The organism is Streptomyces sp. DSM 120436, assembly GCF_055778765.1.
Map to the genome: position 1 here is coordinate 791,117 of NZ_JBSKBS010000002.1, position 23,086 is coordinate 814,202.

The following is a 23,086-nucleotide window of genomic DNA, read 5'->3' on the forward strand; positions in this document are numbered from 1 at the left end:
CGCCCCGGTCGAAGGCTCCTGGTCAGCCGAGGAAGCTGAGGCGGACCTTGCGGTCGGGGTTGTCCCGGTTCGTGTCGACCAGGCACACGGACTGCCAGGTGCCCAGTTCCAGGCGGCCGTTGATCACCGGGAGCGTCGCGTGGGGCGGGACGAAGGCGGGCAGGACGTGGTCGCGGCCGTGGCCGGGGCTGCCGTGCCGGTGCTGCCAGCGGTCGTCGGCGGGCAGCAGGGTGTGCAGCGCGGAGAGCAGGTCGTCGTCGCTGCCCGCGCCGGTCTCGATGACGGCGATGCCGGCGGTGGCGTGCGGGACGAACACGTTGAGCAGGCCGTCCCGGCCGGCCGCGGCCTCCCGCAGGAAGGCCTCGCAGTCGCCGGTGATGTCGACGACCCGCTCGGCGGAGCCGGTGGTGAGGTTCAGGACTCGGGTGGTGAAGGCGTCGGACATGACCCCATCCTGACGCACTCGGCGCGGTTCCCGGCGGAGCGCGTCCGGGAAGATCCGCCACGGCCGGGGTGTTGGCGGAAGTGTGAACAGTGTGCGCGAGGTCGAGGTGGTCGTCGTCGGCGCCGGGCAGGCCGGCCTGTCGAGCGCCTATCACCTGCGGCGGGCCGGCTTCGAGCCGGGCCGCGACGTCGTGGTGCTGGACCACTCCCCCGGCCCCGGCGGTGCCTGGCAGTTCCGCTGGCCGTCGCTGACGTACGGCAAGGTGCACGGGATGCACGCACTGCCCGGGATGGAGCTGACGGACGCCGATCCGCGGCGGCCCTCCTCCGAGGTGATCAGCGAGTACTTCGACCGCTACGAGCGGACGTTCGACCTGCGGGTGCGCCGTCCGGTGGACGTGCGCGCGGTGCGGGAGGGGCCCGGCGGACGGTTGCTGGTGGAGACCTCGCGGGGCGTCTGGGCGACCCGGGCGCTGATCAACGCGACCGGCACCTGGGACCGGCCGTTCTGGCCCCGCTACCCGGGTCAGGAAACCTTCCGCGGACGGCAGGTGCACACCGCGCGGTATCCGGGCCCGGAGGCGTTCGCCGGGCTGCGGGTGGTCGTGGTGGGCGGCGGCGCGTCCGGCACCCAGCATCTGCTGGAGATCGCGCCGTACGCGGCGGCCACCACCTGGGTGACGCGGCGGCCGCCCGTCTGGCGGGAGGAGCCCTTCGACGAGGACGCGGGCCGTGCGGCCGTGGCCCTCGTCGAGGAGCGCGTCCGGCAGGGGCTGCCGCCGCGCAGCGTGGTCTCCGTGACGGGACTGCCGCTGAACGACGCGATCCGGCGCGGGCTCGCGGACGGAGTCCTCGACCGGCGGCCCATGTTCGACCGGATCGAGCCCGACGGCGTGGTGTGGGCGGGGGGACGCCGTGCGGCGGCGGACGTGATCCTGTGGGCGACCGGGTTCCGGCCCGCCCTGGACCATCTCGCGCCGCTGCGGCTGCGGGAGCCGGGCGGAAGGATCCGCGTGGAGGGCACCCGGGCGGTCGCCGACCCGCGGATCCACCTGGTCGGCTACGGCCCCTCCGCCAGCACCGTCGGCGCCAACCGCGCGGGGCGCGCGGCGGTCCGGGACATCAGGCGGCTGCTGGCCGGGGAGCCGACCGCCGCGGCCTGAACGGCGGTCACCCGGCGGAGGGCCGGGCGGACGTCTCGGCGGTCCTCTTCCGTTCGGCCTCCGCCTCGGCCACGTTGCGCTGGTGCTCCGCGAGGTCCGCGGTGAAGCGGGTGTCCCCCGGCCGGACCGTGACGAAGTACAGCCAGTCGCCCGGGGTGGGATTGATCGCGGCGCGCACGGCGTCCTCCCCGGGGTTGTCGATGGGGGTCGGCGGCAGCCCCATGCGCCGGTAGGAGTTGTAAGGGCTGTCGATCCCGGTGTCGGCGGGGGTGGCGCGGGCCTTGGTCCGGTTGAGGGCGTAGTCGACGGTGGAGTTCATCTGCAGCGGCATGCCGCGCTCCAGCCGGTTGAAGACGACCCGGGCCACCTTGCCCATGTCGGACTTCGTGGCAGCCTCGGCCTGGACGATGCTGGCGACGGTGACCGCCTGGTAGACGTTCATCGCGTTGCGCTGCGCCCCGGCGGCGACGGGGGCGCCGTTGAACGCCTTGTCGGCCTTGTCGACCATCCGGGCCAGCAGCTTCTGCGGGGTGGTGTTCTCCGGGAGCGGATACGTGCCCGGGAAGAGATAGCCCTCGGGGTTGCCCTCCGCCTCGTCCGGCAGCTTCAGGCCCGCCTTGGCGAGGGACTTCTCGGTCGTCCCGGCGGGGAGGTCGAGGGCCTTGTCGATGGCGGCGTAGACCTGGCCGGCCCGCCATCCCGCGGGGACCACCAGGGTGTCGGGGCGGGGCTCCTCCTCGTCGCCCATGATCAGCAGCGGCACCGCCACGGCGGTGCCGGCCACGACGGCCCCGAGCGTCGCCAGGGCGAAACGGCCGCGGCGCGTCAGTCGGATCGGGTTCCGTGACGGAGTGTTCGTCTGCATGCGGGCACGGTAACCCTCATAACGTCACAAACCCGGCATATTTTCAGCTTGTCGGCTCCAGTCGGGCGTCCCGTCGTACGAGGGCCGCGTAACGCCCGCCGCGCTCCAGCAGCTCCTCGTGGGTCCCGCGTTCGACCACGCGCCCGGAGTCGAGGACCACGATCTGGTCGGCGTCGCGGACCGTGGAGAGCCGGTGGGCGATGGTGAGGGTGGTGCGGTCGGCCGACAGCGCGTCGATGGCCGCCTGCACCGCCGCCTCGGTGCGGGTGTCCAGCGCGCTCGTGGCCTCGTCGAGGACGAGCACCGGAGGGTCGCGCAGGATGGTCCGGGCGATCGCGAGGCGCTGCTTCTCCCCGCCGGAGAAGCGGTGGCCGCGCTCACCGACGACGGTGTCGTAGCCGTCCGGCAGGGCCGCGATGTGGTCGTGGATCTGCGCGGCCCTCGCCGCCGCGTGCAGCTCCTCGTCGGTGGCGTCGGGCTTGGCGAAGCGCAGGTTGTCCGCGACCGACGCGTGGAAGAGGTACGTCTCCTGGGAGACGACGCCCACCGCGCGGGCCAGGGTGTCGAAGTCGAGGTCCCGCACGTCCACCCCGTCGAGGGTGACCCGCCCGCCCGTGACGTCGTACAGCCGGGGTACCAGGTGGCCCAGCGTGGACTTGCCGGCGCCGGTCGGGCCGACGACGGCGAGGCTGCCGCCCGGCGGGACGGTGAGGTCGATGCCGTCGAGGACCGGGCCGCCCTTGCCGTCGTAGCCGAAGGAGACGCGCTCGAAGCGGACCTCGCCCTTCACGCGCTCCAGGCGCACCGGGTCCTCGCGCTCGGTGATGTCGACGGGCAGGTCGAGGTACTCGAAGATGCGCTGGAAGAGGGCGAGCGAGGTCTGGATCTGCACGCCGGTGGAGAGCAGGCTCACCGCCGGGCGGAACAGGCCCTGCTGGAGCGAGACGAACGCGACGATGGTGCCGATCGACACCCCCGGTCCGCCCGAGTGCAGGGCGAGGCCGGCTGTCCAGTAGATGACCGCCGGCATGGCGGCCATGACGATCGTGATGACCGCCATCCGCCAGCGGCCCGCCATGTTCGACCGCACCTCCAGGTCGACCAGCCGCTCGGACTCGTCGGCGAAGGCGGCGGTCAGCGAGTCGGAGCGGCCCATCGTGCGGCCGAGCAGGATGCCGCTGACCGACAGCGACTCGGTGACCGTGGCCGCCATCGCGGCCATCTGCTTCTGGCGCCGGGTGGTGATCTTCTTGCGTTCGTTGCCGACGCGGCGGCTGATCCAGACGAAGACCGGCAGCAGCGCCAGCGACACGGCCGTCAGCCGCCAGTCGAGCGCGAGCATGGCCACGATCGTCGCGACCACGCTGGTGAGGTTGGAGACCAGGGAGGTCGCCGTGGAGGTCACGGTGGCCTGCATGCCGCCGATGTCGTTGGCGATGCGGGACTGCACCTCGCCGGTGCGGGTGCGGGTGAAGAAGGCGAGCGACATGCGCTGCAGGCGTCCGTAGACGGCGGTGCGCAGGTCGTGCATGACGCGCTGGCCCACGGTCGTGGAGATCAGGGTCTGCAGCACGCCGAAGACGCTGGTCAGCACGGCGCTGAGGATCATGCCCAGCGCCAGCAGGCTGAGCAGGCCGGTGCGGCCCTCGGGCAGGGCGACGTCGAGGATCGCCTTCAGCAGGAACGGCGAGGCGACCGAGACGAGCGACGACGCCCCGACGAGCAGTCCGACGATCGCGAGGCGGCCCCGGTAGGGACGGAAGAGGCGCAGGATGCGCCGCACCTGCCGGGGTTCCTGCTCGGCTCCGGCGGGCGGCGTCCATGCGGGTGCGTGGTCGGGGTGCATGGTCTCCTTCGGGGTGCGCGGTGAGTCGGCCGGGCGTCCGGACCGGTTCGGCGAACAACGTTCATTGTTACCTGCACTCACAATGAACGGCATCCTGATAATGTTCCCGCATGACCGCCCCCGACCCCGACGGCCTGCTGGCCGAGCAGCTGCTCCGGCTCACCCGCCGGGTGCACCGCATCCAGAAGCGCCATCTGGAGCGGCGCGAGCTCGGCATCACTCCTGCCCAGTCCCGGCTGCTGCGCACCCTCGCGCACTACAGCTCGCCGCCCCGCATGGCCGACCTCGCGGAGCGGCTGGAAGTGGTGCCCCGCGCGGTGACCACACTGGTCGACGGGCTGGAGGCGCACGGCAAGGTACGCAGGGTCCCGGATCCGGTCAACCGGCGGGTGATCCGCATCGAGCTGACCGACGAGGGGCGCGAGGCGCTCCGCGAACTGCACGCGGCGCGGCGGGCGGCCGCGGCGGAGATCCTCGCTCCGCTGGGGGAACGGGAGCGGGAGCAGCTCGGGGAGCTGCTGGACACACTGGTCGACGGGGTTTCGGACCCGCCCTGCGGGGAGGGGCCGGCCGAGCGGCCGGGCGGGCTCAAGGGCTGACGTTCCCGCTCGGGCTCCCGGCCGGGCCGGAGCTCCGCGCGCGGGGCGGTGGCCGGGAAAAACCGGTTGCCCGCGGCTGGGCGGCGGAGCCAACCTGTCACGGTTTGCTGCGGCCGTCCGAGGACGGCCGCGGCTCCTGCTCCGAGCCCCTGGGACGCCATGCAGATTCACGACCTTCCGTACCCCGATCCGGGCGTGCCCGACGCCCGCTCGGGCCCTCGATTCCTGTGGTGGCTCTTCCGCAACCAGCTGACCGGACAGCTGAAGTCGCTGGCCTGGGGCCTGCTGCACTTCGCGTCCGTGGCCTCGCTGCCGTTCTGCGTCGGTGTCGCGGTCCAGGCCGCGGTCGACCGCTCCGGCGGGCGGCTCGCGCTGGCCGGCGGGCTGATGGCGCTGGCCTGCGTGGGCAACGCGGTCGGCGACACCTTTCTGCACCGCTCCGCCGTCACCAACTGGATCACCGCCGCCGCGCGCGTGCAGCAGCTGCTGGGCCGCAAGGCCGCCGTGCTGGGCTCGGTGCTGACCCGGCGGGTGGCCGCGGGCGAGGTCGTCGCCGTCTCCACCGGTGACGTGGAGAAGATCGGCTGGTTCGTGGAGGCCCTGTCACGGTTCACCGCCGCCGCGGTCACCGTCGTCGCGGTCACCGTCGGCCTCCTCGCCTACCAGCCCGCCCTCGGTGCCGTCGTCGCCGTCGGACTGCCCGTACTGGCGCTCGCGGTGCTGCCGCTGCTGCCCACGGCCACCCGGCGGGCGGACGTCCAGCGCGAGAAGGCCGGACGGGCCACCGAGCTGGCCTCCGACACCGTCGCCGGGCTGCGGGTGCTGCGCGGCATCGGCGGCGAGGACCTGTTCCTCGACCGCTACCGGCGCGCGTCGCAGGAGGTCCGCCACGCCGCCGTGCGCAGCGCGCGGATGTGGTCGCTGATCGCCGCCGTGCAGGTGCTGCTGCCGGGCCTGCTGCTGATCACGGTGGTCTGGTACGGCGTCCACCTGGCCCGCGACGGCCGGATCGCCGTCGGTGAGCTGGTCACCGTCTACAGCTCGGTGATGCTCCTCACTTACCCCTTGCGCCATTTCGAGGAGATCGCGATGGCCTACTCCTTCTCGCGCCCCTCGGCCCGGCGGGCCGCGCGGGTGCTGTCGCTGGAGCGGGCCACGGACACCGCCGGAACGCGCGCCGCCGAGATCCCCGCGGGCGACCTCTACGACCCGGAGACGGGGCTGCTCGCCCCGTCCGGGCTGCTCACCGCCGTGGTGTGCGGCGACCCGGACGCGGCGGGGCGGCTGGCCGAACGGATCGGCGGGCACGCCGCGCACGAGGGCGCCTCGGTGCTGCTCGGCGGGACACCCCTCGACGAACTGCCGCTGGACAGCGCCCGCACGGCCGTGCTGGTGCAGGACAAGGACCCGGTACTGCTCTCCGGCACGCTGCGGGAGCTGCTCGACGTGCCCGCGTCCGGCGCGGTGGACCCGCGGGCGGCGCTGGAGGCCGCGCAGTGCGGGGACGTACTGGCGGCGTTGGTGCAGGGGTCGCTGGGCGCCGGGGATCCGATGGACGCCCGCATCACCGAGCGCGGACGGTCGCTGTCCGGCGGGCAGCGCCAGCGGCTCGCGCTCGCGCGGTCGCTGGTCACGGACCCGGAGGTGCTGGTCCTGGACGAACCCACCTCCGCCGTCGACTCGCACACCGAGGCACGCGTCGCGCAGGGCGTGCGCGACCTGCGGGCCGGGCGCACCACCGTGGTGTTCACCTCGTCCCCGCTGCTGCTGGACCGCGCCGACCGGGTGGTGTTCCTGCACGACGGCACGGTCGTCGCGGTCGGCGGCCACCGCGAGCTGGTGTGCACCGAGCCCCGGTACCGGGCCGTGGTGACCCGCGAGACGGAGGAGGAGCCGACGCCGGCCGGGCTGCGCGCCGACGTCGGCGGGCTGCGCGCGGACAGGGTCCCGCACGGCCTCGAGGAACTGGAAGAGCTCGAAGAGATCGAGGAGACGGCATGATCGGCGTGGCGCCACCGGCGTACGACCCGGCGGCCCCGACCACGGCCGGCACGCTGCCGGTGGGGGCGCCCGCGACCGTGCGCGCGTACGTGGCCGAGCTGCTGCGCCGGCACCGGCGGGCCTTCCTGCTGCTGGTCACCGTGAACACGGTGGCGGTGATCGCCTCGATGGCCGGGCCGTACCTGCTGGGCGGGCTCGTGGAGCGGGTCTCGTCCGGCGAACGGGAGCTGCACCTGGGGCTCACCGCGACGCTGTTCACGGCCGCTCTGGTGGTCCACGCGGGGTTCGTCCAGCAGGTGCGGCTGCGCGGGGCGGTGCTCGGCGAGCGGATGCTGGCGGACCTGCGCGAGGACTTCCTGGTGCGGTCGGTGGGGCTGCCGCCGGGCGTGCTGGAACGGGCCGGCACCGGAGACCTGCTGTCGCGCATCACGACCGACATCGACCGGCTCGGCAACGCCATGCGCGAGGCCGTGCCCCAGCTGGCGATCGGCGTGGTGTGGGCGGCCCTGCTCCTCGGCGGCCTGGTCGTCACCGCGCCGGAACTGGCGCCGGCGGTGCTGGTCGCGGTGCCGCTGCTGGTGGTGGGATGCCGCTGGTACTTCCGCCGGGCGCCGGGCGCCTACCGCTCGGAGGCCGCCGGGTACGCGGCGGTGGCCGCCGCCCTCGCCGAGACCGTGGACGCCGGGCGGACGGTGGAGGCGCACCGCCTCGGACCGCGCCGCGTGGCGCTGACGGACCAGCGGGTGCGGGAGTGGACGGCCTGGGAGCGCTACACGCTGTGGCTGCGCTCGGTGCTGTTCCCCGTCGTCAACATCACCCACGTCACGGTGCTCGGATCGGTCCTGATGATCGGCGGGGTGTTCGTGCTCCAGGGCTGGACCGGCGTCGGCCAGCTCACGACGGCCGCGCTGATCGCGCAGATGCTGGTGGACCCGGTCGGACTCATCCTGCGCTGGTACGACGAGCTGCAGGTCGCGCAGGTGTCGCTGGCCCGGCTGGTCGGCGTGCGGGACATCGAGCCGGACGCGGGGGACCCCGCCGTGACGCCCGAGGGGCGCCGGGTGCGGGCGGACGCCGTGCGCTTCGGCTACCTGGAGGGCGTGGACGTCCTGCGCGAGGTGTCCCTCGAGGTGCCGCCGGGGACGCGGATGGCCCTGGTGGGGCCCTCGGGCGCCGGCAAGTCCACGCTGGGCCGGCTGCTCGCGGGGATCTACGCGCCCCGGGAGGGACGCGTCACCCTCGGCGACGCGGAGCTGTCCCGCATGACCGCGGAAGGGGTCCGCTCCCACGTCGCCCTGGTCAACCAGGAACACCACGTCTTCGTCGGCTCCCTCCGCGACAACCTGCGGCTCGCCCGCACCGGCGCGGAGGACGCCGAGCTGTGGGCGGCGCTCGGCGCGGTCGACGCGGACGGCTGGGCGCGGGCGCTGGAGGACGGCCTCGACACGGAGGTCGGCTCGGGCGGGTTCGCGCTCACCCCGGCGCAGGCGCAGCAGATCGCGCTGGCCCGGCTGGTGCTGGCCGACCCGCACACGCTGGTCCTCGACGAGGCGACCTCGCTGCTCGACCCGCGCGCGGCGCGCCACCTGGAGCGCAGTCTGGCCCGGGTTCTCGACGGAAGGACCGTCGTGGCCATCGCCCACCGGTTGCACACGGCCCACGACGCGGATGTGATCGCCGTCGTCGAGGACGGCCGCATCAGCGAGCTGGGCAGCCATGAGGAACTGGTCGCGGCGGGCGGAGCCTATGCGGCCCTGTGGCGTTCCTGGCACGGGTGAGCGGGGCACGTCCCCGGGGCCGTCGGTCACGGGGCGCCCGTGCGGCGAGGGTGTTTCAGGGGCGGGGGTGTTCCCGAGGCGGACGCGTCCTCGGCCCCTCCCCTGAGGCAGGCACCGTCCTGCGCCCCCGCGCGCCGGTGTGGCGCCTTGCCGTGGGCCACCCCTCGCCGGCAGGCACCGGCCCCGTTCGGGACGGCGGACCGGCGTCCGCCGGTCACGACGGGTGGCGTTGCGGGGTCGGGAGATGCAGTGGAAGGCTGGAAGCAGGCATCGGCTCGGGGGCGCCCGGAGTCCGGTGGAGCGGGTCCGGGCGGATCCGGTGCCCGTGGAGCCGGCCCGGCGCGGGCCACGGCGGGCGACGCTGCCCGCCCCACCCCTGGAGGTGTCCGTGAACAGCGTTGACGGTTGGGGAGACGACGTCTACCAGCCCGACGCGTCCGAGATCCAGGACGACGCCGGTCTGCTGGACGCCGAGGACACGCTGGAGACCGACGATGTCGACGATCCCCTCGACCGGGGCTGGTCGCCTCCCGAGCGGCCCTGGGCCGTGGAGCACTACGGCGTGACCGCCGCCGAGCGGCACCGGGGCGAGACGCTGGACCAGCGGCTGGCCGAGGAGCTGCCGGACCTGGTCGTGCCGGACGGCGACGGCCTCGGTGATTCCTCCGGCACCGACGGGGAACTCCTGGACAACGAGGTCGGTGCCGTACGCTCCGGCCGGCTCGTCGCCCCCGACGAAGGGGTGCACGAGGACGAGGAGGAGGCGCTGGTCGCCAGCGACGTCGGCATCGACGGCGCCGCCGCCTCCGCCGAGGAGGCCGCCGTGCACATCGTCGACGAGGACGGTCTGCCCGGCTGACCCCGACCTGCCCGGCCGCGACGCGGAACCCGACCGCCCGAGGAGCACCCATGCAGCAGGACAAGCACCCCGACTACCACCCGGTCGTCTTCCGGGACCGGGCCGCCGGATACGCCTTCCTCACCCGGTCCACCGCGTCCAGCGAGCAGACCATCGAGTGGGACGACGGTGAGACCTACCCGGTGGTGGACGTGGAGATCTCCTCGGAGAGCCACCCGTTCTACACGGGCAAGGCCAGGACCGTGGACACCGAAGGCCGCGTCGCCCGCTTCGAGCGCCGGTACGGCGGCGAGAGCCGTGAGGGCGGCGGCTGACCGGCGGCCGGCTGTGTGTGCCGTACAGCGTCCTTGGGCGTCGGCGTCCATGGGCGTCGGCGTCTATGGGCGTCGGCGTCTATATGACGTTGAGCGCCGCCGCGCAGCCCACCCCGCCCAGCAGCATGAACGCCGGCATCAGCACCTTCAGCTCCACCCAGCTGCCCGCGCGGAACCGCAGCGCCTTCGGCGGGCCGACCGGGTACCAGCGCTTGCGGCCGACGGGTATGGGCCACAGGATCGGGCAGCCGGAGACGGTCAGCGCGTCCCCGATGTCGTGCACCAGCGCACCGAGGACGATCGGCAGGCCGAGCCACAGGTACTCCTGGCCCGGCTCGGTGAACAGCCAGCCGGCTCCGTTGCCGGGCTCGTCGAGGATGTCCGCGATGATCCAGGCGCTGGTCGCTGCCAGCAGCCACACCAGCACGTCGCTGCTGGAGCCGCGCGTCGCCCGCCACAGCAGGCCCTCGATGGCCAGCACCATGTGCACGAAGAGGATGAACAGGACCGCCCAGCGGCCGCCGTAGATCGCCAGGGCCGAGGTGCCGCCGCCGATGAGGACCGCCCACAGCCAGGTGTGGGTGAGGGTCCGGTGACCGCCCGAGCGACGGGGATCGCCCGGCTTCTTCGTCGCTTTGTAGACCGCGTAGGACAGCTTGTCGACGATCTCGCACAGCCGGCGGGACACGGGACCGAAGGACCGCGAGATGGTGGCGGCCTTGTGATCCAGGTCCGGGGCGAGGGCGGCCCCCGCGCAGATCAGCGCACCGGCCAGCAGCACCGGCCAGGGCATCGGGCGTCCGGCCGCGGACGTCGCCGCTCCGACCCCGAGCCAGGCCGCGGCGCCCGACAGTGAGTGTGCTGGTCCCATCATCGCCTGTGCCCGCCCCATTCCTCTTGTGCCGCCGCCCTGTTGACCGGGGACGGAGACGCTGCGCCGGCGACACAGCGTAGCGGTAGTGATCTTCGAGCCGACAGCCGATTCCCGCATCGGACGGGTGGGCAGGCAAAATAGGGTGGTGACCCTTATCGATCAGCTGCCGCCGACCGCCGACCCCGACGCCCTTTACGAAGCCTTCGAGTCGTGGGCGCAGGAGCGCGGTCTCACTCTCTATCCGCACCAGGAGGAGGCGCTGATCGAGGTGGTGTCGGGGGCGAACGTCATCGTCTCGACGCCCACCGGCTCCGGCAAGAGCATGATCGCCGCGGGCGCCCACTTCGCGGCGCTGGCCCGGGACGAGGTCACCTTCTACACGGCCCCCATCAAGGCCCTGGTGTCGGAGAAGTTCTTCGAGCTGTGCAAGATCTTCGGCACCGAGAACGTCGGCATGCTCACCGGTGACGCGTCCGTCAACGCCGACGCCCCGGTGATCTGCTGCACCGCCGAGGTGCTCGCGTCGATCGCGCTGCGCGACGGCAAGGACGCCGACGTCGGCCAGGTCGTGATGGACGAGTTCCACTTCTACGCCGAAGCCGACCGCGGCTGGGCCTGGCAGATCCCGCTGCTGGAGCTGCCGCAGGCGCAGTTCGTGCTGATGTCGGCGACGCTCGGCGACGTCTCCTTCTTCGAGAAGGACCTCACCCGGCGCACCGGCCGGCCCACCGCCGTGGTCCGCTCGGCGACCCGGCCCGTACCGCTGTCGTACGAGTACCGGTACACCCCGCTCACCGAGACGCTGACCGATCTGCTCGAGGCCCGGCAGGCGCCGGTGTACATCGTGCACTTCACACAGGCGCAGGCCGTGGAGCGGGCGCAGGCGCTGATGAGCATCAACATGTGCACGCGGGAGGAGAAGGACCGGATCGCCGACCTGATCGGCAACTTCCGTTTCACCACCAAGTTCGGCCGCAACCTCTCCCGTTACGTGCGGCACGGTATCGGGGTGCACCACGCCGGCATGCTGCCCAAGTACCGGCGGCTGGTGGAGAAGCTGGCGCAGGCGGGTCTGCTGAAGGTCATCTGCGGCACCGACACCCTCGGCGTGGGCGTCAACGTGCCCATCCGCACGGTGCTGTTCACCGCGCTCACCAAGTACGACGGCAACCGGGTGCGCACACTGCGGGCGCGGGAGTTCCACCAGATCGCGGGGCGCGCCGGGCGGGCCGGCTTCGACACCGAGGGCTTCGTGGTGGCCCAGGCGCCGGAGCACGTCATCGAGAACGAGAAGGCGCTGGCGAAGGCGGGCGACGACCCGAAGAAGCGCCGCAAGGTGGTGCGCAAGAAGGCGCCCGAGGGCTTCGTCGCGTGGAGCGAGCAGACCTTCGAGAAGCTCATCGGGTCCGAACCGGAGCCGCTGACCTCCCGCTTCCGCGTCACCCACACCATGCTGCTGTCGGTGATCGCCCGGCCCGGCAACGCCTTCGAGGCGATGCGCCGCCTGCTGGAGGACAACCACGAGCCGCGCAAGCAGCAGTTGCGGCACATCCGGCGGGCGATCGCCATCTACCGCTCGCTGCTGGACGGCGGCATCGTCGAGACGCTGGACCGGCCGGACGCGGAGGGGCGCATCGTGCGTCTCACCGTCGACCTGCAGCAGGACTTCGCGCTGAACCAGCCGCTGTCCACGTTCGCGCTGGCCGCGTTCGAGCTGCTGGACCCCGAGTCGCCGTCGTACGCGCTGGACATGGTGTCCGTGGTGGAGTCCACGCTGGACGACCCGCGGCAGATCCTCGCCGCCCAGCAGAACAAGGCGCGCGGCGAGGCGGTCGCCGCGATGAAGGCCGACGGGGTGGAGTACGAGGAGCGCATGGAGCGCCTCCAGGACATCACCTATCCCAAGCCGCTGGAGGAGCTGCTCTTCCACGCGTACAACACGTACCGCAAGTCCCACCCCTGGGTCGGCGACCACCCGCTGTCGCCGAAGTCCGTGGTCCGGGACATGTACGAGCGGGCGCTGTCCTTCACGGAGCTGGTGTCCCACTACGAGCTGGCGCGCACCGAGGGCATCGTGCTGCGCTACCTCGCGAGCGCCTACAAGGCGCTGGAGCACACCATCCCCGACGACCTGAAGTCGGAGGACCTGGAGGACCTGATCGCCTGGCTGGGCGAGACGGTGCGCCAGGTCGACTCCAGCCTGCTGGACGAGTGGGAGCAGCTGGCCAACCCGGAGGAGATGACCGCCGAGGAGGCCCAGGAGAAGGCCGACCAGGTCAAGCCGGTCACGGCCAACGCCCGCGCCTTCCGGGTCCTGGTCCGCAACGCCATGTTCCGCCGGGTGGAACTCGCCGCCCTCGACCAGGTGGACGAGCTGGGCGAGATGGACGCCGAGTCCGGCTGGGACGCGGACGCGTGGGGCGAGGCGATGGACAAGTACTGGGACGAGTACGAGGAACTCGGCACCGGTCCCGACGCCCGCGGCCCGAAGCTGCTGATCATCGACGAGCAGCCGGAGAACGAGCTGTGGCGGGTCCGCCAGATCTTCGACGACCCGAACGGCGACCACGACTGGGGCATCAGCGCCGAGGTCGACCTGACCGCCTCCGACGCGGAGGGCCGTGCCGTCGTGCGGGTCACCGACGTCGGCCAGCTGTGAGCACAGGAGAGACGCACCCATGACGAACCCGGCCGAGAGCCTCGTCGCCCTGCTCGACCTGGAGCAGATCGAGGTCGACATCTTCCGCGGCCGCAGCCCGCAGGAGTCCCTGCAGCGGGTCTTCGGCGGACAGGTCGCGGGCCAGGCGCTGGTCGCCGCCGGCCGCACCACGGAGGGCGACCGTCCGGTGCACTCGCTGCACGCGTACTTCCTGCGCCCGGGGCGTCCCGGGGTGCCGATCGTGTACCAGGTGGAACGCGTGCGGGACGGCAGGTCGTTCACCACCCGCCGGGTCACCGCCGTGCAGCAGGGCCGCACGATCTTCAATCTGACCGCCTCCTTCCACAAGCCTGAACAGGGGGGTTTCGAGCACCAGTTGCCGCCGGCGCGTGAGGTGCCGGACCCCGAGTCGCTGCCGACGGTCGCGGACGAGATCCGCGAGCATCTGGGCGCGCTGCCGGAGCAGTTGGAGCGGATGGCCCGCCGCCAGCCCTTCGACATCCGCTACGTCGACCGGCTGCGCTGGAAGCCGGACGAGATCGAGGGCGCCCAGCCGCGCAGCGCGGTGTGGATGCGCGCGGTCGGTCCGCTCGGTGACGATCCGCTGGTGCACACCTGCGCGCTGACCTACGCCAGCGACATGACGCTGCTGGACGCGGTGCGGATCCCGGTGGAGCCGCTGTGGGGCCCGCGCGGTTTCGACATGGCGTCGCTGGACCACGCGATGTGGTTCCACCGGCCGTTCCGGGCGGACGAGTGGTTCCTGTACGACCAGGAGTCACCCATCGCCACGGGCGGCCGCGGGCTGGCCCGCGGCCGGATCTACGACCGGGAGGGCCGCATGCTGGTCTCGGTCGTCCAGGAAGGGCTCTTCCGGGCGCTGTAGGTCCGGGGCCGGCTCGGTCACCGGATGCGTCGGGCACACCGGACGGTCCACGCACCGCGCGTCGCGGCATGCGGGCGTCTCGCGTCGTCGGCACCACCGCTCGCGGCGTCTCGAGTCGCCTGGCGCCACCCGTTCTCACGTCGCCGGGGGTCGCTCGCTCTCGGGTGCTTCAAGTCGCCGGACGCCGCCCTCTCATGGGCGTGTCGCGGCTCGGCCGGGGCGGTGACGCCATCGTGCGAGCAGGCCTCGGCGTCTGGCTCGGTCGGCGGGGGCGGGGGTGTCCCGACCGGCCGGGGTCGAGGTTGCGGGCCTTGCGGACCTTACGGGCCGGGACGCGGACGCCTGGGGCGCGGGTACGGTTCGGGGGGACACGGGCGGCCGGGACGCGGACCGCTCGGCCGCCGGTGCGGTCCGGCAGGACGCGGGCGGCCGAGGAGCCGGGCGGTGGGCGCGGGCCTCGTCCACGAGCCGGGCCAGGTCGGCCCGCAGCCAGGCGATCTCGTCGGGATCGCGGGCCGTCATGAGGTCGGCCGCGATCTGCGCTCCCGGCGAGTCCGGGCCGCCGCCGCTGCCGGGCGGTCGGCGGCGGAGCCCGTTGAGACGGGACCGGTCGTAGGGGTCCCGCACCACCTGCGCCACATGCAGCGGGCCGAGGAAGGACGCGACGGCCCCGGCACGTGCCCAGGGGTCCTCGGCCTCGCGGAGCAGGAAACCCAGGTGCCTGCTGCGCCAGTTGCGGGGCCGCAGGTCGGTCCCGGCGTCCAGCAGACCGCGCAGCCCTTCGGGCGTACGCCCGGTCAGCAGTGGCGCGTTCTTTTCGTCGTCGCCGAAGCACCGCACCTCGTCGGCGAGATAGAGCCAGACCACGGCGCGGTAGCGGTTCAGGTAGAACGCCACGGGAACCAGCAGACCGAGCCTCGCCAGCCGCGTGAACCGGGTCTTCGGCACCCCCAGCAGCGCGGCGCCCTCCGCGGTCCCGACGGCGTGCACGCTGTGGCGCAGCGTCTCGGGGAACCCCGGTCCGGCGCGCAGCCGCTCGATCTCCGCCCGCGCGACCCGCCGCTCCCCCGCTGCCCCGCCGGGCCCCGTGCGGATCCGGCCGAGTCGCACGGCCAGGTCGAACTCCATGCGCCGCAGACCGAGTTCGCGGGTCGCGCGGCCCGTCGTGACCCAGGCGTCGGCCCTCGCCACGACCGGGCCGGCACCCGTGTCGTAAGCCGTGACGGATCGCTGCGTGTCGGTCGTCGACTGTCGGGACATGCTCGTCTCCCCCGTGTTCGTGGAGGGCCGGCGCCGGTCGCGCCCGCTCCGGGAAAGACGGTATCCGTTTCGTCACGCTGCGTGGCGAGCCTGTGGACAACCTCCGTCACGACGACGGACACGCAGGTCAGGAGTCCGGTTCCGGCTCCGGTCGGCGGCTGTCGACGCCCAGGTGCTCGCCGACCCGGTTGACGAGCAGTGTCATCTCATAGGCGATGTGTCCGATGTCGGCCTCGGCGCCGCTGAGGACGCACAGGCAGCTTCCGGAGCCGGCGGCGGTGACGAACAGCACCGCCTCGTCGAACTCGACCATCGTCTGGCGCACCCCACCCGCGCCGAAGTGCCGCCCCGAGCCCTTGGCGAGGCTGTGCAGCCCGGACGAGACGGCGGCCAGGTGCTCGGCGTCCTCGCGGCGCAGGCCGGTGCTCGCCCCCGTCACCAGGCCGTCGTTCGAGAGGATCAGCGCGTGCCGTACGTGGTCGACGCGCTGGGTCAGGTCGTCCAGCAGCCAGTCGAGTCGCCGGTTCTGCCCCATGTCGTGTGTCTCCCCCTGTTGTCCCCGTGTGCCCCGTGTGTCGTCCCCTCCGGTCGGGAGGGTCCCTGCGCCAGCCTTCCCCACGACCGGGCGGCGGGCAAGGAAGATGAGAGCCATGGGACAGAAGATGACCGGAGGAGGGGGTGTGACCCAGATACGCGTCAAAGGGGCAATGAGTTGATCTTGAAGCCCTGACGGGCGGCCCGAGTGCCCCGGAGAGGCCACACCCTCGTACGAGGGTGATGCTCTGACCTTTGCTCCCCTGGGTGGGTACAGTCCCGGTAGCGTGCCGCCGACCACGCGAGGTGAAGGGCGGGGCCGCGGTGGCGAAGCGGTGGGCCCGGTACGTGATGCCGGTGATGGTCGATGTCGACTGCGACGACGACAAGGTGACCCGGGTGGTCACGCTCCCGGAGGAGGTCCGCGAGGACCGCGACGACATGGGGCACTTCCTCATCTACGACGAGAAGTTCGTCCGCCGGAACGGCGACGAGCAGCCCCAAGTGCACGCGTTCTGTGTGGGCGAGCCTCGCTGGGAGCATCCGCAGTTCCGGGCTGGCGGGCCGGTGAACTGGCCGGAGACCTCAGCGTGGGAGGAAGGCTTCGACCTGACTGAGGCGGACGGCCGGTACGCGGGGATCAACCCGTACGAGCTGCGGGAGCGGTAGAAGGACAGCGGAGGGCCCCGGCCGGGAGCTTGGTGTTCGCGGTGGTCAGGCCGCCGGCGCGAAGAGTTCGAGCAGGCGTTCCTTCTGCCGGGCGCCCAGGCCCTGGACGCGGCGGCTCTCGGAGATTTCGAGTTCGTCCAGGAGCTGTGCGGCGCGGACCTTGCCGATGCCGGGCATCGACTCCAGCAGGCGGCGGACGTAGACCTTGCCGACCACGGTGTCCTCGCGCTCCAGCACCTCCTTCAGTGGGACCTTGCCGTCCTTGAGCTGGGCGAGGATCTCGCCGCGCTCCTTGCGGACAGCGGCGGCTTTCCTCAGCGCTTCGGCGCGGGCCTCGGCGGTCAGTGCGGGCAGAGCCGTCGGGGACCTCTTCCCGTACGGCGTTGCGGCGGCCATCGTCACCCCGCCGTCGGGCCGGTGACCAGCAGGCTTACGGATCTGCCCCTGGTGGGGCGCCGACTTCGCCCTGTGCGGTCCAGGTCTTGAGTACGCGTTCGCGGCCGTCGCCGACTTCGATGAGGCGGATGACCACGCTGTCCTGGCTGCCGTACAGCCCGACCCAGCCGCGGTACGTGCGCGGGGCGGGAGCGTCGTCGGTCCATTCACCGGTGACGGCCGGGCCGCCCTCTTCGAACGGGAGGACCGCGAGGTGCCGGGTGGGCTCCGGCTGGTCCGCCGTACGCGCGGCGGGAACGTCCCTGGCCTTCAGGGCGGCGAAGTCGGCGTGCGCGGCCTCGACGGCTTCGGGGTACGCCTCGCGCTTGGCGTGTGCGGCGAGCGCCCGGTGGAGGCCGGCGACGGAGGGGTCCTGTCCCTTGCGTTTGCCGGTGGGGATGATCAGGTCGGGCTGGATCTGCTCGACGGACTCACCGCCCGCGCGGCGCCGCAGCACGGTGTGGAGCATGTCGGCGGTGATGACCGGGGGCCGGCCGCCGTGCTTGGCCTTGCGGGCCGCGGTGTCAAGCCCCTCCAGCGTCGCCTCCCGGACGTTCTCCCGCTCGGTCTCCGCCATCGCCGCGAAGAACGCGAACAGCAGCTTCCCCGGGCCGGTGGGGTCGTAGATGCCGGGCAGGGGCCCGGCGAGCACTCCAGGACCAGGCCGTGGGCGGTGAGTTCGGCGGCGTCGCGGCCGAGCCGCTTCATCTCGTACACGGCGCCGAGCCGCTTCATCTCGTACACGGTAAAGATGACGTGGCAGTGCGGGGCGTGGGCCTTGACCTCCCGCGCCGTACGAGCGCCTCCTCGAACCGGGCCCTCCGCGGACGCGGGTGCTGATCTTCTCGCTGAAGATCCTGTCCCCCGGGATGCCTCAGCCCGCAAGGCGTCGAGCTGGGAGTCGTCGTCCTGCCCAAGGGCGGAGCAAGGGGCGCGGGTGGTGCCGTCTCTCACGCCGGCCTCCGCGCCGGTTCTCGTGATCGTCACGGACTCATGGCAGGCCGAGCCCTCCACGGTCCGCGCACGCGTGGAACTCGTCCACGGTCGGCGTCGGATGCGCAGGGCTTGGCGGCATGGGGAAGGGCAGTCCGGCCCCGCGTACCTCGATGATCTTCGGGGTGGGGTCTCGTCGCAGCGGTGTGTCTCGTGGAGGCGGGCCCGGAGAACGTCACTCGATGTGGGTCGTCGCCCCACCTGCCGGCCAGGGCTGCTGATACGCGATGAGTCGGCCTGCCGGGTCGTGTCGGCGGTTGGGTGCGAACAACGACTTCGTTCAAGAAGCAGCGCCGGGCATGCGGCCCGAAGAAGGGGGTGCCTTGTCGCATACTCGGCGCTGACCGGCGGAGTTACGCCGTCGTGGCTGCTGTCTCGGTGGCTTCGACTGCGGACTTGAAGTCGGGGTGGACCCCGATTTGATCAAGCCACACGCTCATCGAGTTGTAGCAATTGAACCTTTCGATCTTTCCGTCACGGAGGTACCAGAGGTCCGCCGCCGGCACGTCGATCCGATTCCCGGTCGGCGGGATCTCGCCGACCGGAGTCGGAAACCCTCCGAGATGCGTGCCCTGGATTCGCAACTCGACGGCGACGACATCACCGAACGCATGTACCTCGAGCAGCTCGCGGTGCACATCGGGGAACGAGCGGGCGAGGCCCGCGATCACCTGAGGAATCTGCTCTCCGCGGAAACTCTGCGAGGTCGACATGTCGTTGAACGACCCGCCCTCGGTGAACAAGGCCAGGAAACCGTCACCGTCGAGCACGCTCCCTTCCGCGAGCCGGTAAGCCTCGCGAATGGTCTTTTCGTTACTTTCCATTCCTGCTCTCCTTTGAGTTCGCAACACGCTCACGATCCGCGCTTGTCTTTGATTGGCCCTCCCCGGCTGTCGTAACAATAATCGTTACGCCAGATTGTCGCAACCTCCACTGTTACGACTGCGCTGTCGTAACATGGAGCGTTGCGACCGGAGGAGGGAGCATGAGCGCCAACAGCAGGCTGACCATTGCCGCCCATGCGCTGGCCTGGATCGGTCTCTACCAGCGCCAGGGCCACGAGGTCGCCACCTCCGAGCAGATCGCAGCCAGCGCGAACACCAACCCCGTGGTGATCAGGAGGCTGCTCGGCGAGCTGCGCAGGGCCGGGCTCGTGGAGTCCCGGCGGGGCGCGGGCGCGGGCTGGTCGCTGGCGCGCGAGCTGGGGTCGATCACCCTGCTCGACGTGTACGAGGCAGTGGAACCCGGCCCGCTGTTCGCGCTGCACCGCACCACCCCGGACCAGGGATGCGTGGTGGGTCACGGCATCCAGCCGGCCATGCGGGGCATCTACCAGGACATCGAGGAGACCCTGAGACACGAACTGGCCCGCGTCACGCTCGAGAAGGTGCTCAGGGACGTGCTCGCGGCACCTCGCCAGCCTCTCTGATCAGCTGGGCGACCCCGTGCGAACCGTAGGGTTCGGCGTGGGTTCTGCCCACCGGGGCGGAGTGGCGTGAGCGTGGAGATGGAATCCCGCACTCCGCCGGTAGTCGAACGCCGACGAGAGGGGCTCGGCCTCGTCCAGCCACCGGTGCAGGAGCGGATGCGGCAGCCTCTTCCTGACGTACGTCACGAACCCGTCGTCGTCCGTGGGCGGTTCGTCATCGCGCAGCCCCGACACGATGACCAGATGGGTGCCGCCCTCGGCGTCGCCTTCTGCGGCGTCAGCCCGCCAAGGCCATCTTGTCGAAGGCGGAGAACCCCGGCAGCTCCAGCCCGTCCTGCACGACCTTCTCCAGCGCGATGTTGATCAGGCCCGCCGGCCGGTTCCTCGCCGCGGCCTCCTTGCAGATCGACGCCTCGGTGATCCGCCGGGCCTCCGCCTGGTCGTACGCCACGCCGACCCGCTTGCGGACCAGGCCCCGGTGCTGCTTGGCGGTCCGCTTCGCCCGGTACACCGGCAGCGTGCCCTCCGGCAGCTCCACCTGCCGCCGCACGAACTCCACCACCTGCTCCGGCACGTCCTCCGGCACCGAAAATCACCCCATGCGCTGATACGACTTCAGCATCAGCAACAAGGCCAGCAGATGCTCATCCCCGTCCGTCGCCCCGGCCGCCCACTCCAGCTCGTCACGAGTCGGCGAGAAGAACAGATGCCGCCCATGCGCGGTGATCAGCCGCTTGAACCGCGGATACGCGGTCCACTCGATCGAGGTCACAACCCGCCCCGGGCCCCAAGACGATGGTCAACATCACCACCAACGACGCCGAGCCGAACGGATGACGGGCCGGACGCTCACGGCTTCAAGATCAACTCATTGCCCCTTTGACGCGTAACTGGGTCACCCCCCAGGAGGAGTGGCGGGAGTTCGTCTCGTACGGGACCCGCACCGGGAAACCGGCCACCGTCCGGGCCGACGGCCGTCCGCACCCGGCGCCGGTCTGGTTCGTCCTCGACGGGGGCGAGGTGGTGTTCAACACCGGCACGGCGACCGTGAAGGGGCGCAACCTGGCCCGTGACGGGCGGATCGCCCTCTGCGTGGACGACGACCGGCCGCCGTTCGCGTACGTGACCCTGGAGGGCCGGGCGCGTCTCTCGGAGGACCCCGGGGAACTGCGGCACTGGGCCGCCCGGATCGGCGCGCGGTACATGGGCGAGGAGCGCGCCGAGGAGTTCGGCGCCCGCAACGGCGTGCCGGGCGGGCTGCTGGTCCGGGTGCGGATCGACATGGTGCCGACTGAAAAGGGCGTGGCGGACTGACATCGGGCCGTCCGAGGGTGACGTTGAGACCGGTGGTGACCCGGAGACGTCAGGGGCGCAGGCGCGCTGAGGGGCGCGTTCGGGCAGCAGCGCGAAGATGACGCACCGGCGGCGCGGGCCGGCCGCATCGCGTTCGAACGCGCGCACACGGTCTCGCCGGTTCCGATGGGGAACCATGCGGACATGAGCGACGACCACACACACGTCCAGGAGTTCTTCGGCGCCCGCGCCGCCGACTGGGACCGCCGCTTCCCCGACGACGGCCCGGCCTACGCCGCCGCGGTCGCCGGGCTGGGGCTGCGCGAGGGCGACCGGGTGCTGGACGCGGGCTGCGGCACCGGGCGGGCGCTGCCCGCGCTGCGCGCGGCGGTGGGCCCGTCCGGGGTGGTGCTGGGCGCGGATCTGACGCCGGCGATGCTGCGGGAGGCGGTGCGGGCCGGACGGAACGGGGACGGCACGCTGCTGCTGACGGACGTGGCGGCGCTGCCCCTGCGTCCGTCCTCGCTGGACGCCGTGTTCGCGGCGGGGCTGATCGCGCATCTGCCGCATCCGGCCGAGAACCTGCGGGAGATCCGCCGCGTGGTGCGGCCCGGCGGGGTGCTCGCCCTGTTCCATCCGGTCGGACGGGCCGCCCTCGCCGCGCGCCAGGGGCGTCGGCTCACCCCGGACGACCTGCGCGCCGAGCCGAATCTGCGGGCGCTGCTGACGCGTGCGGGCTGGCGCATGAGGTCGTACGCCGACGAGGACACGCGGTTCCTGGCGCTGGCGGTGCGGGACGGCTGAGCGGCGTTCCGAGTTCCGCGGGGCTTGCGTGCGGGGTCCGTAGGACTTGTGTGCGGGGTCCGCGAACGGGCCCGAACGGGCCCGAACGGGCCCGCGCGCTGGTCGGTCCGCCCCCGTACGACTGGGAACCCGCAGCTCCGGGCACGGGTGCGGGGTCGTGACAACGGCCTCGGGGTCGGCATATCGTGCGCGCCGACGGGCGAACCGATGGGGAGGCTGGGATGACCGGGACGGACGAGGAAGCCGTCGCCTCCGACGACGCGCTCTACGTACTGACGGCGGCGCTGCTGACGCCCGCGAAGTTCCCGAGCGTACTGGGCGACGACTACCCGGAGGCGTGCGCGGCGCTCGGTCTTCCGCCGGTGGCCGACGGATACGGGCTGGTGCTCGGCCAGGACGGGGAAGGCGCCCGGTGGACCGTGGTCGTCGACGACGTCTCGCTGGTCGCGGTCGCCATCGCGTCATGGGACTGCGGCATGGAGCACGATCTGTCGCCGGACGAGCGCACGGTCGTCGCCGCGCTGCCCGGCTGGCCCCTCGCGGTGGCCGTGGCGGCGCCGAACGTGCCCGCGCCGCACGATCCCTCCCCCGACGTGGCGGACATGCCGCCGCTGTCGCCGCCCGATGCGGAGGTGTGGGGCCCGGCCCAGCGGCGTCTGGGGGCCGACGAGATCGCGCTGCAGTGGGCGATGTGGCGGGAGCAGGTGGACGACTCGGCGGTCCCGACGCCCGGTGCGGCTCCGGAGACCGACGCGGGCTCCGGGACCGACGCGCACGGCAAGGAGGGCGGGGCCGCGGGGGCGTCGGTGGGCGGGCACAGCGGAATCCGCCGTGCGCTGGCCGAGGCGCGCGCCTACATCGACTCGCCGCCGCCGCTGGGCCGGGTGCGGTCCTCCTTCGCACCGGGCGGTGCGCGCACCCTGCGCGCGGACGGACCCGGGTGGTCGCTGGTGGCCCGGACGGACGACATCGCCTTCGTCCTGCTCGACGACGAACCGGGGGAGGTGCTTCCGGTGCGCCGAGGGCCTGAGCTGCCGGGGCTGCTCGAAGCGCTCGACGAGATGGCCGTACGGCCGCTGTGAGCGGGCGCGCGGGGCAGGACGCCTTGGCGGGCCGGATGCGGCAGTCACCGGGATCGTGTCCGGCCGCGATCAGGTGGCGGTACGACCGCCTTGGCTCGCCCGGCGCGCACAGCGCCGGGCGGGGAGGGCACGCCCCACAGCCGTCCCACACGGGCGTACTCGACACGTGCGCGGGACGGGACGCCCGAGCGGGCGACGCGGCGACCGCCGGCACCGAATCCGGCCGCGCGCACCGCCGGAGCGCCTCGCACCCTGACGTCTCCCGGACGCAGGGCACGGTGGAACGCCCGGCGGACGGG

The 23,086-nt window shown here is 72.6% G+C and carries 24 protein-coding genes and 1 pseudogene; 13 read left to right on the forward strand and 12 right to left on the reverse strand.

Annotated elements, in window-relative coordinates; translation table 11 throughout:
* Window positions 1–22 precede the first annotated feature (22 nt).
* Window positions 23–445, reverse strand: coding sequence for a secondary thiamine-phosphate synthase enzyme YjbQ (locus ACWH4W_RS25485; RefSeq protein WP_473078183.1), 423 nt, complete (start codon window positions 443–445; stop codon window positions 23–25).
* A gap of 82 nt (window positions 446–527) precedes the next feature.
* Between ACWH4W_RS25485 and ACWH4W_RS25490 the strand changes: the two genes are divergently transcribed.
* On the forward strand, window positions 528–1,607 hold the full coding sequence (locus tag ACWH4W_RS25490) for an FAD-dependent oxidoreductase (protein ID WP_473078184.1): 1,080 nt from the start codon (window positions 528–530) through the stop codon (window positions 1,605–1,607).
* A gap of 7 nt (window positions 1,608–1,614) precedes the next feature.
* Here ACWH4W_RS25490 and mltG read toward each other — a convergent pair whose 3' ends face one another.
* Window positions 1,615–2,472 (reverse strand): endolytic transglycosylase MltG, encoded by an 858-nt coding sequence (gene mltG, locus ACWH4W_RS25495; RefSeq protein ID WP_473078185.1) that lies wholly within the window; start codon window positions 2,470–2,472, stop codon window positions 1,615–1,617.
* 43 nt (window positions 2,473–2,515) lie between these two features.
* Window positions 2,516–4,318, reverse strand: coding sequence for an ABC transporter ATP-binding protein (locus ACWH4W_RS25500; protein ID WP_473078186.1), 1,803 nt, complete (start codon window positions 4,316–4,318; stop codon window positions 2,516–2,518).
* Window positions 4,319–4,428: 110 nt separating this feature from the next.
* Here ACWH4W_RS25500 and ACWH4W_RS25505 point away from each other — a divergent pair, with 110 nt between their 5' ends.
* The 5 genes from ACWH4W_RS25505 to ACWH4W_RS25525 all read left to right on the forward strand — a co-directional run bounded on the left by ACWH4W_RS25505 (window position 4,429) and on the right by ACWH4W_RS25525 (window position 9,869).
* Complete coding sequence (locus ACWH4W_RS25505; protein WP_473078187.1) at window positions 4,429–4,917, forward strand: MarR family winged helix-turn-helix transcriptional regulator; 489 nt, start codon at window positions 4,429–4,431, stop codon at window positions 4,915–4,917.
* A gap of 159 nt (window positions 4,918–5,076) precedes the next feature.
* On the forward strand, window positions 5,077–6,918 hold the full coding sequence (locus ACWH4W_RS25510) for an ABC transporter transmembrane domain-containing protein (RefSeq protein WP_473078188.1): 1,842 nt from the start codon (window positions 5,077–5,079) through the stop codon (window positions 6,916–6,918).
* The gene (locus tag ACWH4W_RS25515) at window positions 6,915–8,696 is read left to right on the forward strand and encodes an ABC transporter ATP-binding protein (protein ID WP_473078189.1); all 1,782 of its coding nucleotides are present in this window, start codon (window positions 6,915–6,917) and stop codon (window positions 8,694–8,696) included. Before ACWH4W_RS25510 ends, ACWH4W_RS25515 begins: the two co-directional genes overlap by 4 nt.
* Window positions 8,697–9,084: 388 nt before the next feature.
* Entirely contained in the window at window positions 9,085–9,555 is a 471-nt protein-coding gene (locus ACWH4W_RS25520) for a DUF5709 domain-containing protein (RefSeq protein ID WP_473078190.1), read from the forward strand.
* 50 nt (window positions 9,556–9,605) lie between these two features.
* Window positions 9,606–9,869, forward strand: a complete 264-nt coding sequence (locus tag ACWH4W_RS25525; RefSeq protein WP_473078191.1) for a type B 50S ribosomal protein L31 — start codon at window positions 9,606–9,608, stop codon at window positions 9,867–9,869.
* Between the two features lie 79 nt (window positions 9,870–9,948).
* Here the strand turns inward: ACWH4W_RS25525 and ACWH4W_RS25530 are convergent, their stop codons facing one another.
* Complete coding sequence (locus ACWH4W_RS25530) at window positions 9,949–10,743, reverse strand: metal-dependent hydrolase (RefSeq protein WP_473078192.1); 795 nt, start codon at window positions 10,741–10,743, stop codon at window positions 9,949–9,951.
* A gap of 145 nt (window positions 10,744–10,888) precedes the next feature.
* On the opposite strand from ACWH4W_RS25530, the gene ACWH4W_RS25535 reads away from it, so the two are divergent.
* Entirely contained in the window at window positions 10,889–13,402 is a 2,514-nt protein-coding gene (locus tag ACWH4W_RS25535; protein WP_473078193.1) for a DEAD/DEAH box helicase, read from the forward strand.
* 19 nt (window positions 13,403–13,421) lie between these two features.
* Window positions 13,422–14,288, forward strand: coding sequence for an acyl-CoA thioesterase (locus ACWH4W_RS25540; RefSeq protein WP_473078194.1), 867 nt, complete (start codon window positions 13,422–13,424; stop codon window positions 14,286–14,288).
* Between the two features lie 192 nt (window positions 14,289–14,480).
* On the opposite strand, the gene ACWH4W_RS25545 is transcribed toward ACWH4W_RS25540, so the two are convergent.
* Window positions 14,481–15,548: a DUF6397 family protein gene (locus tag ACWH4W_RS25545; protein ID WP_473078195.1), complete on the reverse strand. Its 1,068-nt coding sequence runs from the start codon at window positions 15,546–15,548 to the stop codon at window positions 14,481–14,483.
* 127 nt (window positions 15,549–15,675) lie between these two features.
* Window positions 15,676–16,083, reverse strand: a complete 408-nt coding sequence (locus ACWH4W_RS25550; protein ID WP_473078196.1) for a roadblock/LC7 domain-containing protein — start codon at window positions 16,081–16,083, stop codon at window positions 15,676–15,678.
* Window positions 16,084–16,406: 323 nt separating this feature from the next.
* Here ACWH4W_RS25550 and ACWH4W_RS25555 point away from each other — a divergent pair, with 323 nt between their 5' ends.
* The gene (locus ACWH4W_RS25555; RefSeq protein ID WP_473078197.1) at window positions 16,407–16,751 is read left to right on the forward strand and encodes a hypothetical protein; all 345 of its coding nucleotides are present in this window, start codon (window positions 16,407–16,409) and stop codon (window positions 16,749–16,751) included.
* Window positions 16,752–16,796: 45 nt separating this feature from the next.
* On the opposite strand, the gene mihF is transcribed toward ACWH4W_RS25555, so the two are convergent.
* The 3 genes from mihF to ACWH4W_RS25570 form a co-directional block, all read right to left on the reverse strand.
* Entirely contained in the window at window positions 16,797–17,147 is a 351-nt protein-coding gene (gene mihF / locus ACWH4W_RS25560) for an integration host factor, actinobacterial type (protein WP_473078198.1), read from the reverse strand.
* Window positions 17,148–17,181: 34 nt separating this feature from the next.
* Window positions 17,182–17,838: a hypothetical protein gene (locus ACWH4W_RS25565; RefSeq protein ID WP_473078199.1), complete on the reverse strand. Its 657-nt coding sequence runs from the start codon at window positions 17,836–17,838 to the stop codon at window positions 17,182–17,184.
* Between the two features lie 694 nt (window positions 17,839–18,532).
* Entirely contained in the window at window positions 18,533–19,003 is a 471-nt protein-coding gene (locus tag ACWH4W_RS25570) for a nuclear transport factor 2 family protein (RefSeq protein WP_164367171.1), read from the reverse strand.
* A gap of 161 nt (window positions 19,004–19,164) precedes the next feature.
* Between ACWH4W_RS25570 and ACWH4W_RS25575 the strand changes: the two genes are divergently transcribed.
* A complete protein-coding gene (locus tag ACWH4W_RS25575; protein ID WP_473078200.1) occupies window positions 19,165–19,608 on the forward strand; it encodes an Rrf2 family transcriptional regulator in 444 nt (147 codons plus the stop codon).
* Here the strand turns inward: ACWH4W_RS25575 and ACWH4W_RS25580 are convergent.
* The 3 genes and pseudogenes from ACWH4W_RS25580 to ACWH4W_RS25590 all read right to left on the reverse strand — a co-directional run.
* A pseudogene (locus ACWH4W_RS25580) lies at window positions 19,609–19,866 on the reverse strand (hypothetical protein); the annotation flags it as partial.
* 19 nt (window positions 19,867–19,885) lie between these two features.
* Window positions 19,886–20,194 (reverse strand): DUF4158 domain-containing protein, encoded by a 309-nt coding sequence (locus ACWH4W_RS25585; protein ID WP_473078201.1) that lies wholly within the window; start codon window positions 20,192–20,194, stop codon window positions 19,886–19,888.
* A 6-nt stretch (window positions 20,195–20,200) separates the two neighbouring features.
* The gene (locus tag ACWH4W_RS25590) at window positions 20,201–20,380 is read right to left on the reverse strand and encodes a hypothetical protein (protein WP_473078202.1); all 180 of its coding nucleotides are present in this window, start codon (window positions 20,378–20,380) and stop codon (window positions 20,201–20,203) included.
* A 107-nt stretch (window positions 20,381–20,487) separates the two neighbouring features.
* Here ACWH4W_RS25590 and ACWH4W_RS25595 point away from each other — a divergent pair, with 107 nt between their 5' ends.
* The 3 genes from ACWH4W_RS25595 to ACWH4W_RS25605 all read left to right on the forward strand — a co-directional run bounded on the left by ACWH4W_RS25595 (window position 20,488) and on the right by ACWH4W_RS25605 (window position 22,787).
* Entirely contained in the window at window positions 20,488–20,922 is a 435-nt protein-coding gene (locus ACWH4W_RS25595; protein WP_473078203.1) for a PPOX class F420-dependent oxidoreductase, read from the forward strand.
* 183 nt (window positions 20,923–21,105) lie between these two features.
* The gene (locus tag ACWH4W_RS25600; protein WP_473078204.1) at window positions 21,106–21,705 is read left to right on the forward strand and encodes a class I SAM-dependent methyltransferase; all 600 of its coding nucleotides are present in this window, start codon (window positions 21,106–21,108) and stop codon (window positions 21,703–21,705) included.
* A gap of 221 nt (window positions 21,706–21,926) precedes the next feature.
* Window positions 21,927–22,787, forward strand: a complete 861-nt coding sequence (locus tag ACWH4W_RS25605; RefSeq protein WP_473078205.1) for a hypothetical protein — start codon at window positions 21,927–21,929, stop codon at window positions 22,785–22,787.
* Window positions 22,788–23,086 lie beyond the last annotated feature (299 nt).

Excerpts from the sequence above, each read along its gene's own strand:
- ACWH4W_RS25485 (WP_473078183.1), bottom strand. The coding sequence starts at position 445 with ATGTCCGACGCCTTCACCACCCGAGTCCTGAACCTCACCACCGGCTCC.
- mltG (WP_473078185.1), bottom strand. The coding sequence starts at position 2,472 with ATGCAGACGAACACTCCGTCACGGAACCCGATCCGACTGACGCGCCGC.
- ACWH4W_RS25500 (WP_473078186.1), bottom strand. The coding sequence starts at position 4,318 with ATGCACCCCGACCACGCACCCGCATGGACGCCGCCCGCCGGAGCCGAG.
- ACWH4W_RS25505 (WP_473078187.1), top strand. The coding sequence starts at position 4,429 with ATGACCGCCCCCGACCCCGACGGCCTGCTGGCCGAGCAGCTGCTCCGG.
- ACWH4W_RS25510 (WP_473078188.1), top strand. The coding sequence starts at position 5,077 with ATGCAGATTCACGACCTTCCGTACCCCGATCCGGGCGTGCCCGACGCC.
- ACWH4W_RS25515 (WP_473078189.1), top strand. The coding sequence starts at position 6,915 with ATGATCGGCGTGGCGCCACCGGCGTACGACCCGGCGGCCCCGACCACG.
- ACWH4W_RS25525 (WP_473078191.1), top strand. The coding sequence starts at position 9,606 with ATGCAGCAGGACAAGCACCCCGACTACCACCCGGTCGTCTTCCGGGAC.
- ACWH4W_RS25530 (WP_473078192.1), bottom strand. The coding sequence starts at position 10,743 with ATGATGGGACCAGCACACTCACTGTCGGGCGCCGCGGCCTGGCTCGGG.
- ACWH4W_RS25540 (WP_473078194.1), top strand. The coding sequence starts at position 13,422 with ATGACGAACCCGGCCGAGAGCCTCGTCGCCCTGCTCGACCTGGAGCAG.
- ACWH4W_RS25545 (WP_473078195.1), bottom strand. The coding sequence starts at position 15,548 with ATGTCCCGACAGTCGACGACCGACACGCAGCGATCCGTCACGGCTTAC.
- ACWH4W_RS25550 (WP_473078196.1), bottom strand. The coding sequence starts at position 16,083 with ATGGGGCAGAACCGGCGACTCGACTGGCTGCTGGACGACCTGACCCAG.
- mihF (WP_473078198.1), bottom strand. The coding sequence starts at position 17,147 with ATGGCCGCCGCAACGCCGTACGGGAAGAGGTCCCCGACGGCTCTGCCC.
- ACWH4W_RS25570 (WP_164367171.1), bottom strand. The coding sequence starts at position 19,003 with ATGGAAAGTAACGAAAAGACCATTCGCGAGGCTTACCGGCTCGCGGAA.
- ACWH4W_RS25575 (WP_473078200.1), top strand. The coding sequence starts at position 19,165 with ATGAGCGCCAACAGCAGGCTGACCATTGCCGCCCATGCGCTGGCCTGG.
- ACWH4W_RS25600 (WP_473078204.1), top strand. The coding sequence starts at position 21,106 with ATGAGCGACGACCACACACACGTCCAGGAGTTCTTCGGCGCCCGCGCC.
- ACWH4W_RS25605 (WP_473078205.1), top strand. The coding sequence starts at position 21,927 with ATGACCGGGACGGACGAGGAAGCCGTCGCCTCCGACGACGCGCTCTAC.